Origin of the sequence: Amphritea atlantica (genome assembly GCF_900111095.1) — a bacterium.
In the GTDB taxonomy this organism is placed as follows: domain Bacteria; phylum Pseudomonadota; class Gammaproteobacteria; order Pseudomonadales; family Balneatricaceae; genus Amphritea; species Amphritea atlantica.
This window is the reverse complement of the sequence record NZ_FOGB01000001.1, coordinates 551,786-572,008: the sequence shown is the minus strand read 5'-3', so window position 1 is coordinate 572,008 and position 20,223 is coordinate 551,786. Positions and strand designations below refer to the sequence as shown.

At 51.5% G+C, this 20,223-nt stretch carries 22 protein-coding genes; 12 read left to right on the top strand and 10 right to left on the bottom strand.

The window, feature by feature from the left end:
• Positions 1 to 274: 274 nt before the first annotated feature.
• The 5 genes from BMY09_RS02600 to BMY09_RS02580 all read left to right on the top strand — a co-directional run bounded on the left by BMY09_RS02600 (position 275) and on the right by BMY09_RS02580 (position 4,971).
• The gene (locus BMY09_RS02600; RefSeq protein ID WP_338024138.1) at positions 275 to 1,069 is read left to right on the top strand and encodes a fumarylacetoacetate hydrolase family protein; all 795 of its coding nucleotides are present in this window, start codon (positions 275 to 277) and stop codon (positions 1,067 to 1,069) included.
• Between the two features lie 206 nt (positions 1,070 to 1,275).
• On the top strand, positions 1,276 to 1,641 hold the full coding sequence (locus tag BMY09_RS02595; protein WP_139203121.1) for an EF-hand domain-containing protein: 366 nt from the start codon (positions 1,276 to 1,278) through the stop codon (positions 1,639 to 1,641).
• Positions 1,642 to 1,681: 40 nt separating this feature from the next.
• The gene (locus BMY09_RS02590; RefSeq protein WP_139203120.1) at positions 1,682 to 3,103 is read left to right on the top strand and encodes a sensor histidine kinase; all 1,422 of its coding nucleotides are present in this window, start codon (positions 1,682 to 1,684) and stop codon (positions 3,101 to 3,103) included.
• Complete coding sequence (locus tag BMY09_RS02585) at positions 3,096 to 3,575, top strand: hypothetical protein (RefSeq protein ID WP_091353494.1); 480 nt, start codon at positions 3,096 to 3,098, stop codon at positions 3,573 to 3,575. The genes BMY09_RS02590 and BMY09_RS02585 overlap by 8 nt, the downstream gene beginning before the upstream one ends.
• 22 nt (positions 3,576 to 3,597) lie before the next feature.
• Complete coding sequence (locus BMY09_RS02580) at positions 3,598 to 4,971, top strand: sigma 54-interacting transcriptional regulator (RefSeq protein WP_091353491.1); 1,374 nt, start codon at positions 3,598 to 3,600, stop codon at positions 4,969 to 4,971.
• A gap of 145 nt (positions 4,972 to 5,116) precedes the next feature.
• On the opposite strand, the gene ybaK is transcribed toward BMY09_RS02580, so the two are convergent.
• From ybaK to BMY09_RS02560, 4 genes are all read right to left on the bottom strand, one after another.
• A complete protein-coding gene (gene ybaK, locus BMY09_RS02575; RefSeq protein WP_091353490.1) occupies positions 5,117 to 5,590 on the bottom strand; it encodes a Cys-tRNA(Pro) deacylase in 474 nt (157 codons plus the stop codon).
• 8 nt (positions 5,591 to 5,598) lie between these two features.
• Complete coding sequence (locus BMY09_RS02570; RefSeq protein ID WP_091353487.1) at positions 5,599 to 6,177, bottom strand: hypothetical protein; 579 nt, start codon at positions 6,175 to 6,177, stop codon at positions 5,599 to 5,601.
• A gap of 13 nt (positions 6,178 to 6,190) precedes the next feature.
• A complete protein-coding gene (locus tag BMY09_RS02565) occupies positions 6,191 to 6,730 on the bottom strand; it encodes a BPSL1445 family SYLF domain-containing lipoprotein (protein WP_175483418.1) in 540 nt (179 codons plus the stop codon).
• 104 nt (positions 6,731 to 6,834) lie between these two features.
• Positions 6,835 to 7,056, bottom strand: coding sequence for a DUF3820 family protein (locus BMY09_RS02560; protein WP_091353483.1), 222 nt, complete (start codon positions 7,054 to 7,056; stop codon positions 6,835 to 6,837).
• A 156-nt stretch (positions 7,057 to 7,212) separates the two neighbouring features.
• Between BMY09_RS02560 and BMY09_RS02555 the strand changes: the two genes are divergently transcribed.
• Positions 7,213 to 8,097, top strand: a complete 885-nt coding sequence (locus BMY09_RS02555; protein WP_091353480.1) for an MOSC domain-containing protein — start codon at positions 7,213 to 7,215, stop codon at positions 8,095 to 8,097.
• 15 nt (positions 8,098 to 8,112) lie between these two features.
• Here BMY09_RS02555 and BMY09_RS02550 read toward each other — a convergent pair whose 3' ends face one another.
• A complete protein-coding gene (locus BMY09_RS02550; protein WP_175483417.1) occupies positions 8,113 to 10,071 on the bottom strand; it encodes a tRNA(Met) cytidine acetyltransferase TmcA in 1,959 nt (652 codons plus the stop codon).
• 142 nt (positions 10,072 to 10,213) lie between these two features.
• On the opposite strand from BMY09_RS02550, the gene BMY09_RS02545 reads away from it, so the two are divergent.
• Entirely contained in the window at positions 10,214 to 11,635 is a 1,422-nt protein-coding gene (locus tag BMY09_RS02545) for an FGGY family carbohydrate kinase (protein WP_091353475.1), read from the top strand.
• On the opposite strand, the gene BMY09_RS02540 is transcribed toward BMY09_RS02545, so the two are convergent.
• The 3 genes from BMY09_RS02540 to BMY09_RS02530 all read right to left on the bottom strand — a co-directional run bounded on the left by BMY09_RS02540 (position 11,621) and on the right by BMY09_RS02530 (position 14,167).
• A complete protein-coding gene (locus tag BMY09_RS02540) occupies positions 11,621 to 12,472 on the bottom strand; it encodes a glycerophosphodiester phosphodiesterase family protein (RefSeq protein ID WP_175483416.1) in 852 nt (283 codons plus the stop codon). The genes BMY09_RS02545 and BMY09_RS02540 overlap by 15 nt on opposite strands.
• A gap of 57 nt (positions 12,473 to 12,529) precedes the next feature.
• Complete coding sequence (locus BMY09_RS02535) at positions 12,530 to 13,492, bottom strand: GGDEF domain-containing protein (RefSeq protein WP_091353469.1); 963 nt, start codon at positions 13,490 to 13,492, stop codon at positions 12,530 to 12,532.
• Positions 13,493 to 13,561: 69 nt separating this feature from the next.
• A complete protein-coding gene (locus BMY09_RS02530) occupies positions 13,562 to 14,167 on the bottom strand; it encodes a DUF924 family protein (protein WP_091353466.1) in 606 nt (201 codons plus the stop codon).
• A gap of 210 nt (positions 14,168 to 14,377) precedes the next feature.
• Between BMY09_RS02530 and BMY09_RS02525 the strand changes: the two genes are divergently transcribed.
• On the top strand, positions 14,378 to 15,163 hold the full coding sequence (locus BMY09_RS02525) for a hypothetical protein (protein WP_091353463.1): 786 nt from the start codon (positions 14,378 to 14,380) through the stop codon (positions 15,161 to 15,163).
• A 15-nt stretch (positions 15,164 to 15,178) separates the two neighbouring features.
• Complete coding sequence (locus BMY09_RS02520) at positions 15,179 to 15,796, top strand: glutathione S-transferase family protein (protein ID WP_091353460.1); 618 nt, start codon at positions 15,179 to 15,181, stop codon at positions 15,794 to 15,796.
• A gap of 27 nt (positions 15,797 to 15,823) precedes the next feature.
• On the opposite strand, the gene BMY09_RS02515 is transcribed toward BMY09_RS02520, so the two are convergent.
• On the bottom strand, positions 15,824 to 16,666 hold the full coding sequence (locus BMY09_RS02515; RefSeq protein ID WP_091353457.1) for a hypothetical protein: 843 nt from the start codon (positions 16,664 to 16,666) through the stop codon (positions 15,824 to 15,826).
• A 286-nt stretch (positions 16,667 to 16,952) separates the two neighbouring features.
• On the opposite strand from BMY09_RS02515, the gene hpf reads away from it, so the two are divergent.
• Positions 16,953 to 17,303 (top strand): ribosome hibernation-promoting factor, HPF/YfiA family, encoded by a 351-nt coding sequence (gene hpf / locus BMY09_RS02510; protein WP_091353455.1) that lies wholly within the window; start codon positions 16,953 to 16,955, stop codon positions 17,301 to 17,303.
• A 70-nt stretch (positions 17,304 to 17,373) separates the two neighbouring features.
• Here the strand turns inward: hpf and BMY09_RS02505 are convergent, their stop codons facing one another.
• A complete protein-coding gene (locus BMY09_RS02505) occupies positions 17,374 to 18,159 on the bottom strand; it encodes an SH3 domain-containing protein (RefSeq protein ID WP_139203119.1) in 786 nt (261 codons plus the stop codon).
• 233 nt (positions 18,160 to 18,392) lie between these two features.
• Between BMY09_RS02505 and BMY09_RS02500 the strand changes: the two genes are divergently transcribed.
• Together BMY09_RS02500 and BMY09_RS02495 are read left to right on the top strand one after the other, a co-directional pair.
• On the top strand, positions 18,393 to 19,598 hold the full coding sequence (locus BMY09_RS02500) for an EAL and HDOD domain-containing protein (protein WP_091353448.1): 1,206 nt from the start codon (positions 18,393 to 18,395) through the stop codon (positions 19,596 to 19,598).
• Between the two features lie 186 nt (positions 19,599 to 19,784).
• On the top strand, positions 19,785 to 19,976 hold the full coding sequence (locus BMY09_RS02495; RefSeq protein ID WP_091353445.1) for a hypothetical protein: 192 nt from the start codon (positions 19,785 to 19,787) through the stop codon (positions 19,974 to 19,976).
• Positions 19,977 to 20,223: the final 247 nt, after the last annotated feature.

Genomic DNA, 20,223 nt, shown 5'->3' with positions numbered 1-20,223 from the left:
AAGAACAGTTATTTTGAAGAGTTTTCGGATCATCGGTCAGGCAATTCATTGGTGAATAAGCGGCCCTTAGCATACTCTGCAACGGTCGCATCTGAAAGGGTTACTACAACTGAACTCTGTCGATAAGCTCTGCTACAATGTCCCTCCGTTTGCAGATAATCAGGAACCGCTCTTCATGAAACTCGCACGATTTCTTTATTCAGGAAAACAACAGCTTGGTATAGTAACAGAGCAACATATAACGCCTATACCCAGCACGTTATGTTCAGGCTCTATGACTGAACTACTCTGCCAACTGAATGAGTTACGGCCCCTTCTGGAAACGATTGAAGAAAGCGCCCATCAAGCACTGGATCTGGACCAGGTTACTCTGCTGGCCCCTGTACCACAGCCGGAAAAGTTTATCGGGGTAGGCCTCAACTATGCTGATCACATCGCGGAAACGGGCCTGCAAACGCCGGAGTTTCCAACCCTGTTCAATAAGCAGTCCAGCTGCGTCACCGATCCTGGTGCGCCCATCTATCGGCCCAATCTGTCCAACAAACTGGATTATGAGGGCGAGCTGGCGTTGGTGATTGGACAGTATTGTCGCAACGTGAGTGTTGCGGATGCTCCCCGGGCGATTGCCGGGTATACCATCGTCAACGATGTCTCCGTACGGGACTGGCAGATCAAATCCCCCACCTGGACTCTGGGGAAATCGTTTGACAGCCACGGCCCTATGGGCCCCTGGATTGTAACATCCGATAGCCTGGAGCCACACAACCTGGAACTCAGAACCTGGCTGAATGATGAACTCCGGCAACACTCCAACACCCGCCATCTGATCTTCAACTGCTATCAACTGGTTGCCACCCTGTCCGCCGTCTGCACCCTGAAACCCGGGGATGTGATCGCCACCGGAACCTGTAGCGGAGTCGGTGTGAAAATGAAGCCAAGGGGATATATGAAACCTGGGGATCAGGTCACCATAGAGATCGAAGGTATTGGCCGTTTAAGCAATCCGGTTCTACAGGAACCAGAGGGCAATAGTTTTATCGGCTCAGCCCCCCCTGTCTTAAATTCATAACCATCTAAGTCATTGTTTTATAAACATTTGATGAACTTTAGCTGTTTACGAGTCTCTTTTAAGAGACAATCTGCTAAAGTTAGTTCATACTATAACTGGCTGAAGGGTTCTATTTATAAAATAAGTTTTTGTTTTATATGCTATTTTAACATCAAGGCCCGGTAATTGCTTATTAGCTGTCAACTAGCAATTTCCGGGAGATAGAGATGCGCGTAGCAACTATACTATTGTCAATGACCTTCACTGCAACACTGGTCCAGGCTGAGCCTGAAAGATCATTGGAACGACTATCCAATATCGAAGTGATTGAACATATACGTTCTGAGCTTCCTAAAGATAAGACACCGGTCAAGCGAACCCGTTCACTGTCGATGTTTGAGTCGCTGGACAGGAATCGTGACAATGAGGTTTCACTGACAGAGATGCGCCGTCATCCATCATTGGTTAACAGTTTTCATAAACTGGATATCAACAATGACGGGGTTCTGAACCGGGAAGAGATTCAGCCTCTGCAGGAAGAGATCAAAGGGTTGAGGAATATTCTGACGCTGACAGCACTGAGAATTATCTGATGAGCAACAACTGTTAAGGAAACGTCACGCTATAAACAACTTGAATACTGGAAAGGTTTCTTCGCTGCAAACCCGATCATTGATGCAGCTGGTGGTTCTGGCGTTTGTTCTGGTGGTTGCACCGCTGGGAATTCTTATCTATCAGGCTACCGACTCGATGGTGACACTGTCTCGCCAGGGACGCGAGCACGCCAAAGAAGCTCTCGATTTTTTCAGCCGCAGCCAGCATCTTCGAGAGTTATCGGGAGATCTTGTCCGTTCAGCCCGACAGTATGAAGTTCTGAAAAAAAGCGAGATCGAGGAGCGTTTTCGCTCGCAGCTTTCTGAATATAAAGAGCTGCTGCAACTGCACAGTTTTCTGATCGATTCCGGTAATATTGAAACGATCTTTGCCCTGATTACTCAGCTTGAAAAGCTACCTCTGGATAAAACCACCGGAGAAAAAGTCACCGAGCTGGTGCCTCTGACCCAGACACTCTACGACGACACCCGCAAGAAGCTTGATCAGCGGCTGGAGTTTCTCAATGCCAAAGCTGAAGAGCAGCAGAATCTGCTCTGGCTACAGGCCGGTTTGCTGATAACGCTGTCCACTATTCTTATCCTGTTTTTCAGTATCAGGATAACTCAGCCAGTCAAACAGCTGATGCTGAGAATCAAAGCCTTAGGTCATGGCCAGTTAGACATGTCAGAACCCTTCAATGGGCCTAAAGAGTTTCTGGCACTGAATCAGCAACTGGAATGGCTGGAAACCCACCTGCAGCTGCTTGAGCAGGAAAAACAGGCTTTTTTACGGCATATGTCCCATGAATTAAAAACCCCCCTGACTACACTGAGAGAGGGTACGGATCTCCTGGCTGAAGAGCTTGCGGGGCCCCTGACCGAAAATCAAAAAGAAATCATCACCCTGATGCAGGAAAACAGCCTTTCTCTGCAGTCGCTGATTGAACAGCTACTGGATTACAACCGATTGCAGCACGGAGGTGAACATGAGCTTCAGACTCAACCCATCCTGCCTGTCATCAAAGAGTCTCTGTCATCCCATCAGTTGCTGCTCAAACAGAAACAGATCCAGGTCACACTGCCAAAGCAGGACATTCCCTGGGGGATCGAAAAAGGATTATTACAACGCGCTTTGAGCAACCTGATCTCCAATGCGTCGGTCTACGGTAGTGAGAATGGTCTGTTGAAGATTACCCTGACGCAAGAGGATGAAACCCTTAAAATAGAGATCGGCAATACGGGTCCAGAGATACCGGTAACAGACCTAGAACAACTTTTTGACCCCTTCTATCAGGGGGTAAACAAGCGACAGGGGTCGGTCAAAGGGTCCGGAATAGGCTTAAGCATCGCCCGGGAAGCAATCAGAGCGATGGGCGGTAATCTTGAACTTCACAGCAATCAGGATGGTTATGTTAGTTTTATGATAAGTATACCGAATCAAGGACACGCTTCAGATGAGTAAAACGCTGTTAGTTGTTTTTACAGTTATGATGCTTGGTGGCTGCCAGATAAAGCAATTTCTGCCGACGCCAGACAACGGCTTTACCTGTATCGCAGGAGATATAGGTGAATGGATGATACTGGAGCAGCAATACCAACAATCCCGGCCTGAGGGAAAAGCCGCTATGCTTAAACAAGCAGCAGATAAAGATCAGGTAATTATCCAGGCCATGCTTCTCAGTCAGCCCGATAACACTACGGCCCAGATAAAACGATCCATTGAGCTGTTTGAACAGCTTGATCTGGATAAAACACCCCAATGTGATGCAGAGCAATACCTGCTGGTGCGCTACCAGTACACCCAGGCAGTTATGACGCTACAACGTGCTCTGAATACCGCTGACCTTGAGCGCAAAGCGCTGTCCGCCGAACGGGACAAGCTCAGGCAGCAGATAGAAGCATTGACTCGCATTGAGAATGATCTGTCTCGATAGAAAGGCAGAGAGGAGAAAATCTATGAAGTCTACTCAGCAACGCATCCTTATTGTGGATGATGATCCGGGTATCCTTAAAGTTCTAAGCTTACGCCTGAGTGCCTCAGGCTTTATCATTGATACTGCTAATTCAGGCGTAGAAGCACTGAAACGGATCAAACATGAGACACCCGACCTGGTTCTGAGCGATCTGCGCATGGACGGAATGGATGGCATGGCACTGTTCTCAGCGATTCAGGAAGACCACCCGGCCCTGCCCGTAGTGATCATTACAGCTCACGGCTCTATCCCGGATGCCGTTGAAGCAACTCAGAAAGGTATTTTCGGTTTCCTGACCAAACCTATCGATAAAGAGCAACTGCTCACCACAATCAACTCGGCGCTGGATTCGGCACACGCGCAGGATGATAGCTGGCGCAGTGCTATTGTGACCCAGAGCCCGTTGATGAATGAACGTCTCAGCCAGGCTGAACGGGTTGCTAAATCCAATGTCAGCGTTCTGATCACCGGCCCCAGCGGTACCGGTAAGGAACTGATGGCAAAGGCGATCCACAATGCCAGCGACCGCTGCGACAAGCCCTTTGTAGCGATTAACTGTGGCGCACTGCCAGAGCAACTACTTGAGTCCGAGCTGTTTGGCCATGCAAAAGGGGCCTTCACCGGGGCGGTCACGCAGCATGAAGGTCTGTTTCAGTCTGCTGAAGGGGGCACGCTGTTCCTGGATGAGATTGGTGATATGCCCACGACACTCCAGGTTAAGCTGCTACGCGCCATTCAGGAGCGAACCATTCGTCCGGTGGGCTCAACCCGCTCCATCGAGATCGACGTCCGGGTAATCTCAGCAACCCACCGCAACCTGGAGCTGGCGATGGAGGATGGCGAGTTTCGCGAAGACCTCTACTACCGCCTCAATGTGGTTAACCTGGATCTGCCGCCGCTGCGGGATCGCCCTGAAGATATACCTTTGCTGGCCCGCTACTTTGTCGAGCAGTCGGCTAAACGACACAATCCTAAAGTTAAGGGAATCTCTCCCGGAGCGCTGCATATCCTTGCTCAGGCGGCCTGGCCCGGCAATGTGCGTCAACTGGAGAACGTGGTTGAGCAGACCGTCGCCCTGTCTGGCGCGCCGATCATCAGCGAAGGACTGGTCAATCAGGCGATTGCCAATCAGGACCGGGTAATCCCCTCCTTTAATGAGGCTCGATCCAGTTTTGAGAGAAGCTATCTGACCAAAGTGATGCATATCACTGCTGGCAATGTGACCCAGGCGGCCAAAATTGCCCAGCGCAACCGGACCGACTTTTATAAACTGCTGAACAAGCATAATTTAGAAGCCGCCCAGTTTAAGCCGGGACGCAAAGCTCATGAGTATATTGAGCACAAAAAAGCCGGATAACATTCTGACTGATCAAAAAAAGGCCATCTCTGATGGCCTTTTTTATTGAGCTGTCTATAACGTCAATCGCAACATCAAGCTACAACGTCAATCTGTAACGTTAAGCAGCGCAAATAGTGGCCGGCCTGGAGAGAGCTATGCCAGCCTAACGACCGATTTCCGCCATTGATCCCCGGGTCAGCTGCAACAGGTCGGCGGGACGCAACTCGATCTCCAGACCCCGTTTCCCGGCACTGACGAAGATGGTTTCAAACTGCCCGGCGGAATCATCCAGCAGGGTTGGTAACGATTTTTTCTGTCCCAGCGGGCTGATTCCTCCCACCAGATAACCGCTGCTGCGTTGCGCCTGTTGCGGATCAGCCATGCTCACTTTCTTTGTTTTTAACGCACTGGCTACCGCTTTCAGGTTCAGCTGCCCAGCCACCGGTACCACCGCAACCGCCAGCTGTCGATTATCGCCATTAACAGCCACCATCAGTGTTTTATAAACCCGTTGCGGTAAAACATTAAGTGCTTTGGCCGCTTCCTCTCCATATGATTCACAAGCAGGATCATGCTGATATTCATGGACAGTGAACTTCACTTTAGCCCGTTTGGCTAATTGAATCGCGGGGGTCATCTTAAGGCTTACTCCATAACGCCGCTGGCATCCAGTATATCAATCACATCGATCACGGTGGCATCACCCTCAAGCACTCTGATCACCTTATTGCCAAGCCGCCGGTTTTCCTCACCAGCGACCCGCCCGATAGCTCTGTCCAGATCATCAGGCAATGGTTCGGACTGACGGTAAAGTTCGCGATCAAGGCGATCACCCGGCACAACTTTACTCTCCCAGCCGGGAGGCAGGTTTCCGCCACGCTGCAGCTTCATTTCCAGTCCCTGAGGTATCGGTTTCTGCTTATCTTTTTGCGCATGTTTTGACTGATACTTACCTTGACTTCCCTGCTGACGCTCACGCTGTTCATTCTCTTCACGCTGCTGATAAAAGTTACGAATCCGATATCGCTCATCATCACTAAAGGTGCGGTGCCGCACAGTATTTTCATTCCGTTGACGGTCGTGTTGTTCGACGCTGTGCTCCTGCCGGTGATATCCCCCGGACTCGTCTCTGCCAGCACTCTCAGCTTTCTTAGCCAATACCGCGGGCGATGCGGCTATAACAGTAGCTGTCAGCAAAACACTCAATAACGGGGCTATACGCATTTTAAAAATCGTCCTATCTATCGATACGGGTTATTTTCGAACCTTCAATGCTGAGATTATACATTAACCCCTTATTGGAGAAGATAAAACCAATGATAGGCTGCTGTACTGTATTTGAGTCTATCTGCCCACCGGCTCCCACAGTCGCCAGAGCCACACTGCCATCCACCCCCGCTTCCCAGCCATCACTGTTGCGGAATTTATCCAGTGCCTCCTGACTCATAAACAGCAGTACTTCTGATTTAATCTGTGCCCCCAGCTGGAAACCGATTGAAGCGGATGCAACATTATAATAAGCGGCTGTTTTACCACCCACCCGAAGCGCACCTTCGCCATACTCTCCACCAATTCCCATGCCCGCCTTAATCACATCGGGAAATACCAAGACGCCAACCGCTTTTCTGGCCAGCTCTTTTCCCGCCGGACTATGATGATAGAACTCCTTCAACGTCTGATTAACTTTAGCGTCAATCTCCTGAGCCGACGCTGCGTTGGCACTTACCGGCAAACATGCAAGCAGTGACGAGACGAGTAAAACCGTTAAGAATTTCATCAGCATCTCCAGATTACGTTTACAGAAAGTATGAGCGACAAATGTCGGGGCAGCAACTTCACCCCGACAAGCGTAGTGGTTAGATCTGAATCAGGGTGATCATATTAATATGACGCTCTCAGGGGCCTGAGAACGTCTTCCAGACCGTTGAGTTTCACTTCATACAGAATCTGCAGCAGAATACCGATCTCCCCTTCAGGAAAGCCCTTCCCAGCAAACCACACCAGATAGGGCTCCGGCAGATCCACCAGTATCCGGCCCTTATATTTCCCAAACGGCATCTTCATATTAGCCAGCTTCTGCAGTCTTTCTGGGGTTATGTCCATCTGTGCCTCGTTTTACCCTGTTTGTCGGACTAGACTATAGCGCAAATAATCCGCGAAATAATTCCAATCATGATGTACAAGCGTTACGCTTCGCTCTGTTCAGCCATTAAATACCGCCCATGTTAACCTCCAGGACAGAAAAAGAGAGATCAAGGGATGACATTACCGCCGACTCAAGTTAAATCTTTACAAACTCAGTCTATAAAAGCTCAGCCTGATCAGCCTCAACTGACTCAGATTAGCATCTATCCGGTTAAGTCGACCGCACCGGTCGCTCTGAGCCGAAGCGCCGTTACGGATACCGGGCTGGCGTTTGACCGGCAGTTTGTGCTCTGCGATGACAACGGCAAATTTATAACCGCCAGAACTCAGCCCCGCTTACTGGGGGTTAAAACCGCTCTGCTGCCAGAGGGCATTCTGCTGACAGCACCGGGGGTTGAGCCTCTTCACCTTGAATATGCAGCCTTCAGTGGCCCCTACCACAGCATCCGCGTATGGCAGGACAGCATCGATGCGGTGTGCTGCGGTGATAAAGCTGCACAGTGGTTCAATGAATATCTGCAACGCCCCTGCAAACTCTATTTTTTTGGCCCGCAATCCAGCCGCCCGGTGAGCCGCCGACCCGGGAATCAGGTCGCCTTTGCTGATGGTTATCCGCTGCTACTGATCTCTGAAGCATCCCTGAGCGACCTCAATACACGCTGTAAAAGCACAGTACGGATGGAGCAGATGCGTCCCAACCTGGTTGTCAATAATTGCGCCCCCTACGCTGAAGATGGCTGGCAGCGGATCAGAATAGGAGAAGTCGAGTTTGAAGTCGTAAAACCCTGCGGCCGCTGTATTCTCACCACCACCGATCCGGAAACGCTGGAGCGCAACACCGACCGGGAACCTCTGAGTGTCTTAAAACAGTACCGCAGGGGCACTGACGGAGAAGCCCACTTCGGGCAAAACCTGGTGCCACTAAACCATGGTCTCATCTCGCTCAACGACCCTGTAGAAGTGCTGGAAACCTGTCAGGCACAAAGCTACGGTCAATAGCCTGAAGCGGACCGGTTACAGGGCAAACAAACTGAGCAGATCTGAACTGATCTGCCCGGTCCCCTGCAAAGCCAGTCTTTTAAGCTGCAGGCTGGCCTTGTCAGTGCCTTTCTCCTGCAGCACAATCCCGGCAGGCGATACTCCCCGCAGCATGACGGCAGCGTGGGTTCCGCTGACCTTATCCCGGTTATAGCCAAGCCGTTGCAGGCGGAAACCAAACGGCTGCCAGAAACTCAACAGCTCCGCCGTTGCCCCAAAGCTGGTACCCAGCCAGTCAATATCTGTGCTGGCCTGTTCGATCGCCTGTAACAGGGCTGTGCCAATACCCCGTCGCTGTCGTTGCGGATGTACCGCAATCCGCATGACCCTCAGCCCGCGGCAACCTGCCGCTTCAGGAATATGGCAGTGAGCCAGCAGTGTCTGGGGAATTAACTGACCTTTTGGTCGTCGGGTGCCAGCCATTATCGCCTCAGCCAGACCGTGGTTAATCGGCCCTTCATAGGCCAGCAATGCCGTTGCCACTAGCGTAGGCTCTTCCTCTTCACTGAACCCTGCCCACACCTCAATATTGGGGCTATCCAGCAAAATACGCAGATCCCCCGGGGTGGTCCGGTAGTGCGCCAGAATCAACAAGCCGAACAACTGCTTGAGCATGTCACTATCGGCGATCAGATCATCACGGTCCAGCTTTCTGAAGCTCACCCCCCCCCACTGCGCAGGGGTAGCCGCCAGTGTTACAGGCTCGGCATCCAGTAATAATGCCCGATAGGTAAACCGCTCCAGTGGATCGCCTTCGGCCCAGCGTACCGGCTGCTGCATAGAGAGCAGCTGCCGTTCGGGCACCCTGCGGTCAAGCGTGGGCATAAAGCGCACAGCAAACCCCTGTCCGGTTCCCTCATAGCCGTGCAGGGTCGAAGCAAAGATAACCCGCCGATAATCCAGCAGACTTAACAGTACCGGGGCTGGAATTGCTGCCGCTTCATCGATCAGCAGCAGGTCCGCATCCGGTTGTTGCCGGGACAGTTGATCAGGCAGCATAAAGCGCAACCGATTCTCTCCATATATCCAAAGGTCCCGGGGGTGTTCGCGAAGCTCTGCAGATAATAGTCTTTCCAGCATCGCTATCACCGACTGCACTGCCCCCCGTGATGGGGCGGTCAGAATAATATCGAGCCTGTCGCGATTGACGGATGAGTCCGTATTGGGGATATCCTGCTCTGGCGCTGTTATTCCCTTTCGCATTAATACCGCAGCGAGTATGCCCAGCGCAGCACTTTTACCCCGCCCCCGATCAGCGGTCAGCACCAGCACAGCCCGGGACTGACGGACCGCCTGCAGACACTGTTTAACGGTCCTCTCCTGATCCGCGGTGCGAAACGGTGCGCTGCAGGATGAGGTTTCCGCTTCCGGCTGACCATGGGTTCCGGCCACTGGGGTTACAGCATCTTTTGGTCGGCAAAGCTGCGGCAAGGGGGTCTCTTCGGTGAACTGAATCAGGTCAGTATCGCAGGCAATACAGCCCTGCAGATGGCGGATAAAACGACGACCGACATCGGCCACCCCATAGGGCTCCACAGCAATATGCTCATACTCAGGATCATTAAACGCCTGCCAGGCAGATAGAGTAGGAGTGATTAGCACAAGCACCCCGCCTGCGATCAATGTGCCAGACACCTGACCAAACCCATTAGGGTTAAAGCCGCTCCAGCAATCAAAGAAAACACACTCACTCTCCTGCCCCAGCAACTGATGTGTCTGTTTGGCACTGACCGGTTTAAGCTGCGCCGGGGGGACCAGACCAACCCCGGCATCACCAATCCAGAGTATCCGGGTTGTCGGGCAATTCAAACCTGAAACCTGCTGCTGACACCACTGGCGCCCACCGCTAACCAGCAACAACTGTCGGGGCGCCCCCTTGCGGACGAGGTTCAACAAAGACACAATTATGTCGCTTAATGGTTGTATGCTATTCACTGACCTTTCCTTAATTTCACCCGGATTGAATTTTACACGCCCTGTGTGGTCAGGGTATAAGGAAATAACGGAAACCGGGTAAGGAGGCGAAATAAACACCATGAGAGTAAATCACAGGCTTTTAAAGGCATGGGGATAACAGATGCGTTCTGACTTATGCCTTGTTATGGATCAGGGTAGCCATAGTAGCCGGGCGATGGTGTTTGATCGCTTTGGCAACTGCCTGAGTCAGGGACAAGTACAGGTAAAAACCCGGCTTACCCAGCCCAACCGCGCGGAGCAGCAGCCGACCGATATCCTGATTTCCCTGAAACGCGCAGCTCTGGAGGCGGTCAGTAAACTGAAACGGGAAGACCGCGCCAAACTGCGCACCGCAGCCCTGACGACACAACGCTCCAGCGTGCTCTGCTGGGATGCAGACGACGGTAACCCGCTGACACCTATCATCAGTTGGCAGGACCGGCGCGGTTTTCATTACATCGACGACCTGATGCCCCTGGCAAGTATGGTGCGCCAGCTCACAGGGCTCTACCCTAATGCCCACCTGCCCGCCTCAAAGCTGCGCTGGTGTCTGGAACATATGATCTTCAACACAGCTAAGCATCGTATCCGCGGCGGTCCTGTCGCCAGTTGGCTTATCAAGCAGTTACTCCATGAGCAACCGGACCTGATTGACGGTGTGAGCGCAGCCAGAACGATGCTGTTCTCCCTCAAAGACCGGGACTGGCATCCCGAACTGCTGGACCTGTTTCAGCTACCGGATTCACTGCTGCCGAAAGTCCGCCCCAGCAAGTACAACTTTGGTACGCTGAAACTGCCCGGCTTAAGCCTGCCCCTCAACTATGTCAGTGGTGATCAGGCTGCGGCACTGTTTGCCTTTGGCGAGCCGTCGCAGGACAACCTCTATATCAACCTCGGCAGTGGCGGCTTTATGAACCGGGTACTGACCGAGCGGGGGTTGCACCCTCAGGAGCGGATACTGCATCATCTGATCCACTCCGACAAACAGCCCCTTTACAGCGCCGAAGCCACCATCAATGGTGCAGCAAACGCGCTGGACTGGGCCTTTAATATCTGCCGGCCAGATACCCGGGATATCGATAGCTGGGCCGAAAAGTGCACCGACCCTCCCCTGTTTATGAATATGGTTGGAGGCGTCGGGTCTCCTTACTGGCAATCACTGGATCGTTCTTGCTGGATTAACGATTGCGACGACCCGGAGGCCCGGATGGTTGCCGTTATGGAGAGTATTGTGTTTCTTATCTGCAGAAATATCAGAGCGATGTCTGCACTGCCCCCGGCTAAACAGATTATCATTGGCGGGGGTATCAGTCAGCTCAGCTCGCTCTGTCAGCGGGTTGCAGATCTGAGTGGCTTGCCGGTGCTGCGTTATGAACAACACGAGATCACATCGCTGGGCGCCGCCTGGCAGGTGCTACCAAACAGCGTACGGGATTTTGTACCGGAAAAAACCTTCACCCCTCAAGCCAACGGCCCCTTAGCACTGCGCTACCAGTCGTGGCTGAATACATTTAATGAGTATCTGGATTCACTCGAAGGATAACGGATTCTGCCCCAGGGCCTTGCGCATCGGGGAGATCGAAAAGGTTTCTATCAGATCGGCACCCCGGGCAAACAGAGTACGGGCAAGCTCAGCATCCGCCACTTCATAGAGCACCACACGGATCCCGGGCCAGCTACGTTTTTCGGTTGCAAGATCAACTTTACGCAAGCAGGTATAATCGAGCAACAGATAGTGTGGCGGCCTGATAAACCCCTGCCACCATCCGCTGGCTGGAAACTGATCAGAGACCCAGCCGGCGCGCCAGTTATCCTCAAGTACCCGGTCCACCAGCGATCGGGAATAGCTGATCAGCACCACCTGCGACCTGACCAGTTCTAACAGGGGCAGCGCCCTCTCCACACAGACCTCAACGCCGAATGTTTCGATAGCAACCCGCTTGAACTCAACAAAAAAAGTCACTTCAGGATAATGCAGCATCAGATTAACCAGATGCTGAAGATGGGAGATCGGTTCATCTTCAAAGCGATCACTGAAGGCCACCGGGTTATGCAGGCTATAACGATCAAGCTCATCGTAGGTGAGCAACTGAATCTTATTATCCGTGCCGGAAAGTCGCGCCATATCCCGGTCATGATAGAGCACCGGTTCAAGATCAGCGGTCAGTTGCAGGTCCACCTCAACAAATTTTGCTCCGGCTGCCAGGGCCCGCTCAATCGCCAGTAGCGAATTTTCCGGATAGCGGGATGCATACCCCCGATGCGCGACCAACCGGTCCGCCTGAGGAGCTTCAGGACCGCCCTGGGCTGAGAGATAGGTAACAGTCTCATCAACAGGAGATATGGGAGTGTTGTCCGGGTTGTCAGATGGGTTACTCACTGTTGTCTCTCCGCCGCAAAAGAAAGCCTGCACGGGGCAGGCTTAGCAGAAACAAGTCTAATTGGAAAACGTTACAGGAATATCACGGGGATCTTCCGTTATCGCCCGTACCTGACAGCCACCACTCTGTAACGCTTCATGGAGCGCCGCTTCGGTCTGCGACAGAATGTATTCGGCGGTCAGGAGCGCCGAAGGTTGTAGCGTACTGATACCGATACTGACACTCAGTTGATGCCCGCCAAGTTCAATATCATGAATATCATGACAGAGCCTGTCAGCCAACACCGGCGACTGTTCGTTAGTTGCTGGCAGCAGCATAGCAAAGCGTCCGCTGTCTATGCGGGCAGCCATATCCCCTGGCCGTGAAATAGCCCCTTTAAGAACCTCAGCAATCAACCCCGCCTGCTGATCAGCATAATCCTCTGGCAGTTGCTCAGCCTCGATCTTATCAACCTCAATCAACATCAGGGTTAACGGACTGAACTCCCGTACGGCTCTGCGGCACTCGGTTGACAACACCTGATGGAAGTGACGCTTGTTAGCCAGCCCCGTGAGTTCATCCATCACCGTAACGGACGCAAGCTTTTCCTGGCTGCGTTGCAGCTCCATCTCTTTCGATTCAAGCACTTTGTGCAGCTGACGGGCACGCAATGCCGCATTGACCCCCATCCCCAGCATAACAAAGTTCAGCACTCCGCCCATCAAAGCGATAAACAGCGGCAGATAGGTGTGATGACTGTCTACAATCGGATCCGCCAGACGATAGAACTCCTCCTCAGTCAGCTCCTTTTGTGGGCCATACACCGCCCAGAGTGAATCGATATCTTTTGCCTTGCCCGCCTGAGCATAATCAACATTATCAACCCGGTGCTCAATTGCCAGCCTGATCGCCTGTACAGCAACCCGCTCTTCATAGGAACGAATGCCAATAAACAGGGCTATAAACACCAGTATTGAAACCACCATAATGACAATGGTCTGTACCCGGCTTCGGATTTCAGTCTGCCTGGTATCTATCACCTTTTCATTCCTTTAATGACACCCATGTTTCTGTTTAGTAAATACTTTTTTGAGGATTGATGCAAATATCTACTGCCCATAACGTTTATGCGGTTGATTCAGATATGCTAACTCTTCCGGTGTCGAGGAACGCCCGAGTATCTTATTGCGATGAGGAAAACGCCCAAAGCGGACAATAAGATTGCGATGCTCATGGGCAAAGTCCAGCGCATTATCGATATGATGCCTCAACTCCCGGGGAGTGGTGCACAACATCGCTTCTATCTGAGAGATACACAAGTTCTGTGCGATGATATCTTCGGCATGCTCAAGGGGCATATAGAAAAATAACTTTTCACTCCCCTCAAGTGCCATATCATGACCCAGTTCAATCCCTTCCCGACAAAGCTGTTCGGCTCTGTAATCGCCGGAAAAGGCATCGGCCGAGCCACGATAGATGCTCCGGGTAAACTGGTCCAGCAGGATAATCAATGCCAGCCGTCCCCGAGGCTGCCCCGCCCAGTCATCCAGTTGCCCCCATAGCGCCTGCCTGACCTGATGGCCGAACAGATCACCGAGCTGACGATCCATCGCCTCGTCACCAAACCACCAGAGCGACTTTCGGTTGCTCACCGGAAATCCCTGTTTAAGCTCACCAAACCAGAATTGCAGTATCTCTTCAATCTGTTCCGTCATAGACAATCCCGTTAAACGCAGCTTACAACTCATCCAGTATAGAAGAGATGCGCCTGTGCTGCTGAGCTCCGATAATGACCGGCTGGCCTCTGCAGAGCAACAATTTAACTTTTATATCGCTAAAATCTGTTTTAGTCTGAACCTTATGAAAATAAACCACTCTTTTAACGTATAGTAAACTGAGTGGCGATGATTTCTAACGGGGGAAAAATGCGCAACGTTCTGATTTTACTCATACTGGCAGGCATCGGCATTGCCGGTTACCTCTACCTCAATCCAGCGCAGCTGGCTCAGACTCCGCCCCCTGAAGTCAGACAGGACGAACTGTCAAAAATGGCCGTACAGCGCGAGACTGAAAAAGCCCAGCGTCATATCGATAACCTGACAGCAGCCCCGGAGCAGGCGATCGAGATCGGCACAGCCAACAACTTTGTCACTCAGGATCAGTTACTCAAACTGCCGACCGACCTGGCTACAGCAATAGCCGCCACCGAAGCGGTTAAAGAGGGGGATGCAAAAACCTATGGCATCAATCTGGAGCAGATAGGAAACTCTCTCCATCCCCAGCACAAAGCCGTGCCCACCAGCCAGCTCCCCCTGGCCGATCAGGTCAGACTGAAAGAGTTGCTTAATAATCCGGATAATCCGGCGGGCACACTATTCTATATCCACGGCGTCAGTGACGCGGACAAGCAGGGTCTCTGGGGGATCATTCAGAGCGGACTGATAGATACTTTTGCCAAAGGTATTCAACTCAAAGCCCAATTGATCAGTGCCGATATACCACAGGAGGCGGATGAACGACTCCCTAACAGCACCAGCTCATTTCTCGGTTCTATTCTGGATCAAAAGGTGAAAGACACCTATGTCTATAACTATCATAAAGGGATACTGGGACAAAACCCGAATCTGATAACCCCGGGGCAGGAGCTTATTGTTGTCACTTTCAGTCAGGATGAACTGATCGATATCTATAATCATTTTGCCCAACAATAAAAACAGGACTCGCTCATGATCGATCTGTACACCTGGGGGACACCCAACGGTCGTAAAGTGTCAATTATGCTGGAAGCAACGGCACTTCCCTACATAGTTCATCCAATTAATATTCAGGCCGGTGATCAGTTTACTCCGGAGTTTCTGGCGATTAGTCCAAACAATAAAATTCCGGCTATTTCAGATGATGAGGGCCCCGGTGGGGAAACGGTTCATCTGTTCGAGAGTGGTGCCATTCTGCTCTATCTGGCAGAGAAAACCGGTAATTTTTTACCGACAGATCCGATGAAACGTCTGCAATGCCTGCAATGGCTGATGTGGCAGATGGGAGGCTTTGGCCCCATGCTGGGACAGGCACACCACTTCAATCGCTTCGCCAAAGAGAAGATTCCCTATGCGATCAGCCGCTACACTGAAGAAAGCCGGCGACTCTGGGGGGTACTGGACAGACAACTGGAAGGCCAGGCATTTATTGTTGATCTAGACCTCAGTATCGCCGACTTTGCCATCTACCCCTGGGCGTGCCGCTTTGAATGGCAGGAGATTGAGCTGGACGACTTCCCCAATGTGAAAGGCTGGATGGAGCGGATGTCAAACATTGCGTTTGTACAACGGGGTATGGCGGTTCCCTGAGCCTGAAAGCCTGCGCTTAAACACCGCTCAACAGGCCAGTCCAAACCGTCTCAGTTGCCGGGGCAGCACCTCATCCAGCGCATCGAGATCGACCTCCTGTAGTTCGATAACCGCCAGATTATGCGCTTCATAGAGCGCTTTTTTACGCATTTTATCCGCCAGATAGGAGGGCGATTTTTCACTCCCCCAATACTCAATAAACAAACCGGCCTGCGGCAGATAAAAGTCAGCCCTGGCCTGTTCAGCAACGGGCAACGGTTTATCGCAGGCATGGATGATCTGAGCAAGATATAACCAGTTATCAATCTTGACCTCTGCTTCAGAGCGCAGCAGATGACCATCCATCGCGCGGCAGCCATGGCATTGTTCCACCTCAGCCATATGCAGACCGAACTCCCGCAAGGCACGTTTAAAGACAGTGTTATCCGGCAGCGTTTTTGGCCATACCACATAGGGGATAGAGGTATGAATATCCTCTTTCTGAACGCCTCCCTGAGCCTCACCGGTATCCGTCAGTTGCCACCCCTTCAGCCAGGGCCTGACCCAGCCCAGATCAGCGAGCAACTGATTGATACGCGAGGCGGCTAACCCGCTTTTCAACCCCAGCCCCCTGGCTCCGGTAAGCCGGTCTTCAGGATTAACCAAGGCGCGGTGCTCAGTCACGCTGTCCGGCCAGACGATATAGCGACCATAGCGCTCACTCTCACGGTAACTGCCCTGCTCAAACTCCCCCTTTGCGGTCAGTGACCAGCGCTGTTCTTCCCGTTTAATCCAGCCGAGAGCCTCCAGCTCAGTAAACAACTGACGGCTACTCTTTCCCAGCATTTTAGCCAGCGCTGAGGTCGATACTTTGTTGCGCTCTCTGGTCATCAGCCCGGTTCCGCTCAATTGCCACTACACACTCATCAATACTGTGATAATTATCAGCAGGGGTCAAAAATAATTACGCACCACGGCTTAGTCAGAATGTTATACCGATGGCCCGGCCAGTAATCCTTCGCCGTCGATCGCAAACCTCGCAACCGGTCAGGAAACGCAGGCTCAAACGGTCGCCCCATAATGGTTATTTTTTTGTGACAAATTCGCTTGCAATAAAATCTGAAAAGAGCATTCTGTAGGTGTGACATTAAGCATAGTTTGCAGTAAGGGTTACATCATGAATATCAATATTACCAACCGCAATGACAAAGTTTCTCCTGCATTACGAGAAAAAATTGAAGCCTGGTTAGAGGAGAGTCAAAGACGCTATAACGTTATCACCAGCGCCCAGGTCACTATTGAAAAAAGCAATGGTAAAGAGGAGATTGTTGAGGCGACCGTTCACGCCACCGGTAAAGACCTGTTTGCTAAAGCCAGTGAAGAGAATCTGTATGCAGCGCTGGACTCTCTGGCACACAAAATAGACAAACAACTGGCCAAGATTCGTGATATTCAAACTAACAAAAAAGGCTCCAGCGTCCCGCTGATGGCGGAACCTGAAGAGGAGATCGCTGAAGAGGAAGAATAGTTCTCCCAGCGTACTGAAATCCTGAAAAAAAAGGCTGAACGATGTTCAGCCTTTTTTTTCAGATAATGACCTACCTGACCTGCTTAAGAAAACGTTGCGAAATCCAGCCTGAAACCGTTGTCTCACCCTGATCAACATTAATCTTCATCCAGCCCTTTTGCTGCCCGACCACCTCGACACGTTGTGGAGCACTCACCTGGCCAACAACAGCAAAGCCGGTTCCCGGACCTGAGCGGAAATTCACATGACGACCGCTAATCTGATACGGTACAGCAGACATATTCTGTTTGCCTGCTGCAGGCTGACCACTTCCGGAGGCGGGCTGCTGAGCACCGGAAGACCCGACTGAGCGGAGAAAACGCACCGCGGTCCAGGCCTCTGCGTTATGACCAGAACGATTGCGATATTGCACTTTGACCCACTCATCCTGGCGTTGCAATTCAGTTACCTGCTGATTAAGTGACAGACTCCCAACCACCCCATACTGGCTACCCGGCCCCTGCCGCAAGCGCAGACTGCTCACCGTAACGCTATAGCGCTGTCCCTCTGCTACCGGTTCGCTCTGCCCCTGTTGCTGCGCGGTAAGATAACTGCTCAGCATCCAGCCCTTCAAAGGCTGTTTATCCGCAGAGAGGAAAAATACCCGCGACCAGCTGCCTTTCTTGTCAATTTCGAGTAACACACTGCCCTGGCCCAGACGGGTTAACAACTCACTACTGTCAGGGGCTGAGTAAACTTCGGCCTCATGGTTGACGACAAAATAATCAAATGCCATGACCAGCGGCGAAATCATGCTGAATACAACCAGCCCCAGGGCTTTCAGACATCGGGGTTTAAAGAGTGCAGCTTTGATCATAATCACCTTCACGATATTCAATCCATCGAAATAAACTCTACAGGCCCAATCATAACAATTGTATAAGCAGTAGCAACAGCGACTCAGGAAGATCGGAATTAAAACCCAATCTGGTGATAGAGAAGACAACCTTCCGGCACAAAAGGGCTATACTGAGCGCAGAACATCAGATCCCTTCCTTCCCGCGTAGAAAGGGGATATCAAAGGCTGATACGGCGACTTTAGGGGGAGCAATGCCTCAGGATATTTTAATGGCCCGCCAGCCCATATTCGATGCAGATCTCAATGTTGTAGCTTATGAGCTGTTATATCGGGACAAAGACAACCAACAACATTCGATTATTACCGACGGCAACAGCGCGACCTCTCAGGTTTTACTCAACAATTTCACCAGTATCTGCAAGGCAGGCAAACTGACAGCCCTGCCAGCCTTTATCAACCTGACCCGGGAGATGCTGACATCGAGCCATATACCAGCAATATCCCGCAAACATGTCGTGCTTGAGATTCTCGAAGGGATGACCGTTGATGAAACCCTGATTGCCGGTATCCAGCGCTTCATCGACGCGGGATACCGTATGGCGCTGGATGATTTTATCTATAGCTCTGAATATGATCCGATTCTTGAGATGGTGCATCTGGTGAAGCTGGATCTGTTACAACTGAGCGACCAGCAACTGATAGAGCATGTCGAGCTGCTCAAACCCTATAACGTCACTCTGCTCGCTGAAAAGATCGAAACAATGGAGGTATTTAACCATTGTAAAGCGCTGGGATTTAAACTGTTTCAGGGATATTTCCTGTGTCGGCCACAAGTGGTTGAAGGGCGTAAGCTGAGCGCCAATGAGATTGTGATGATGGAGCTGATGTCCCTGTTAGCAGAGCCCACCGTGACGCCCGCAGAGATAGGACAGATTGTCAAAAAAGACCCTCAACTGACCTTTAAGATCATCCGTATCGTTAACTCTCCACTATTCAATCTGATCAGGAAGATAGAAAGTCTTGACGAGGCGGTCGTCATACTGGGAGTGCAGGAGATAAAGCGCTGGTGCGCGCTGATCGCCTTTTCCGGAGAGATGACCAAACCCGACGAACTCACCCGACATACGCTGATACGCGCAAGAATGTGTGAACTGCTGGCCGAAAACAATCCGGCTCTCTCCGGCTCCAGTGCATTTATGATGGGGATATTTGCCGGACTTGATGCACTGCTGGATACCCCCAGAGAGGAAATTCTGCAGCAGGTTCCTCTGAGTGACGTGATCCACAAAGCGATTCAGTATGGTGACGGGGAGTACGGTAACCTGCTAACCACTGTAGACAGTTTTATTCTGGGCGAGTGGCATTCGCTACCCGACCTTTACTCTGGCCCGCAACTAAACAATGCTTACACAGACAGCCTCAACTGGGTTCGTGAGACCATGGAAAAAATAACCTAGGCTCAGACGCTCCAGCTCCACTTCCCCCTGACAGCTCCCCTCACAGGTTTCAGTCAATTTCCTGCCTGATAAATAAAAGTTATCAGATATGTAAGGGATTATTCATTAGACAGCTTATCAGCGTAACGCCACAATGATACTTACTTTGATAATAGTGATGATTCTATCAGGAGCACGACTAAGACCATGAGCACAATGATTCCGCTGGACCAGTTTCAGCAACTCCGTCACGTTGACGCAATCATTGAGAAGGCCGCTGATAGCTGGTGGGTCTACCGTCGCAATATCGGCTATAACGGTGCCCTGAGTGCTACAGCGCGTGTCGTTTTTTTCGGCCGCAGCAAAGCGCAGGTTGAACAATGGCTGGCTTCACAGTAAGCCAACTGTTTTTTTAACTGATATCTCCGCATCTGCAGATAGATCAGTTAATGGGCTGGCCAGTGATCCTGGGCAGCCTCCCTAACCCCTGCCGTCCGGCACATTCTCCGGCACCATCATTTGTCATGGATGCCCGTTTTTTCCTGTAGGGTCTAAGCTAATACCGTGCAGAACAGATAAACCACCTGACATCTTGCAATGGCCAGGTTACTCCTTTCCGCCTGCTATTCCACTGGAATCAGGCTGT

Coding starts and splice junctions, on each gene's coding strand:
- BMY09_RS02600 (WP_338024138.1), top strand. CDS start 275: ATGACTGAACTACTCTGCCAACTGAATGAGTTACGGCCCCTTCTGGAA.
- BMY09_RS02595 (WP_139203121.1), top strand. CDS start 1,276: ATGCGCGTAGCAACTATACTATTGTCAATGACCTTCACTGCAACACTG.
- BMY09_RS02585 (WP_091353494.1), top strand. CDS start 3,096: ATGAGTAAAACGCTGTTAGTTGTTTTTACAGTTATGATGCTTGGTGGC.
- BMY09_RS02580 (WP_091353491.1), top strand. CDS start 3,598: ATGAAGTCTACTCAGCAACGCATCCTTATTGTGGATGATGATCCGGGT.
- ybaK (WP_091353490.1), bottom strand. CDS start 5,590: ATGACCCCCGCGATTCAATTAGCCAAACGGGCTAAAGTGAAGTTCACT.
- BMY09_RS02570 (WP_091353487.1), bottom strand. CDS start 6,177: ATGCGTATAGCCCCGTTATTGAGTGTTTTGCTGACAGCTACTGTTATA.
- BMY09_RS02565 (WP_175483418.1), bottom strand. CDS start 6,730: ATGAAATTCTTAACGGTTTTACTCGTCTCGTCACTGCTTGCATGTTTG.
- BMY09_RS02560 (WP_091353483.1), bottom strand. CDS start 7,056: ATGGACATAACCCCAGAAAGACTGCAGAAGCTGGCTAATATGAAGATG.
- BMY09_RS02555 (WP_091353480.1), top strand. CDS start 7,213: ATGACATTACCGCCGACTCAAGTTAAATCTTTACAAACTCAGTCTATA.
- BMY09_RS02545 (WP_091353475.1), top strand. CDS start 10,214: ATGCGTTCTGACTTATGCCTTGTTATGGATCAGGGTAGCCATAGTAGC.
- BMY09_RS02530 (WP_091353466.1), bottom strand. CDS start 14,167: ATGACGGAACAGATTGAAGAGATACTGCAATTCTGGTTTGGTGAGCTT.
- BMY09_RS02525 (WP_091353463.1), top strand. CDS start 14,378: ATGCGCAACGTTCTGATTTTACTCATACTGGCAGGCATCGGCATTGCC.
- BMY09_RS02520 (WP_091353460.1), top strand. CDS start 15,179: ATGATCGATCTGTACACCTGGGGGACACCCAACGGTCGTAAAGTGTCA.
- BMY09_RS02515 (WP_091353457.1), bottom strand. CDS start 16,666: ATGACCAGAGAGCGCAACAAAGTATCGACCTCAGCGCTGGCTAAAATG.
- hpf (WP_091353455.1), top strand. CDS start 16,953: ATGAATATCAATATTACCAACCGCAATGACAAAGTTTCTCCTGCATTA.
- BMY09_RS02505 (WP_139203119.1), bottom strand. CDS start 18,159: ATGATCAAAGCTGCACTCTTTAAACCCCGATGTCTGAAAGCCCTGGGG.
- BMY09_RS02500 (WP_091353448.1), top strand. CDS start 18,393: ATGCCTCAGGATATTTTAATGGCCCGCCAGCCCATATTCGATGCAGAT.
- BMY09_RS02495 (WP_091353445.1), top strand. CDS start 19,785: ATGAGCACAATGATTCCGCTGGACCAGTTTCAGCAACTCCGTCACGTT.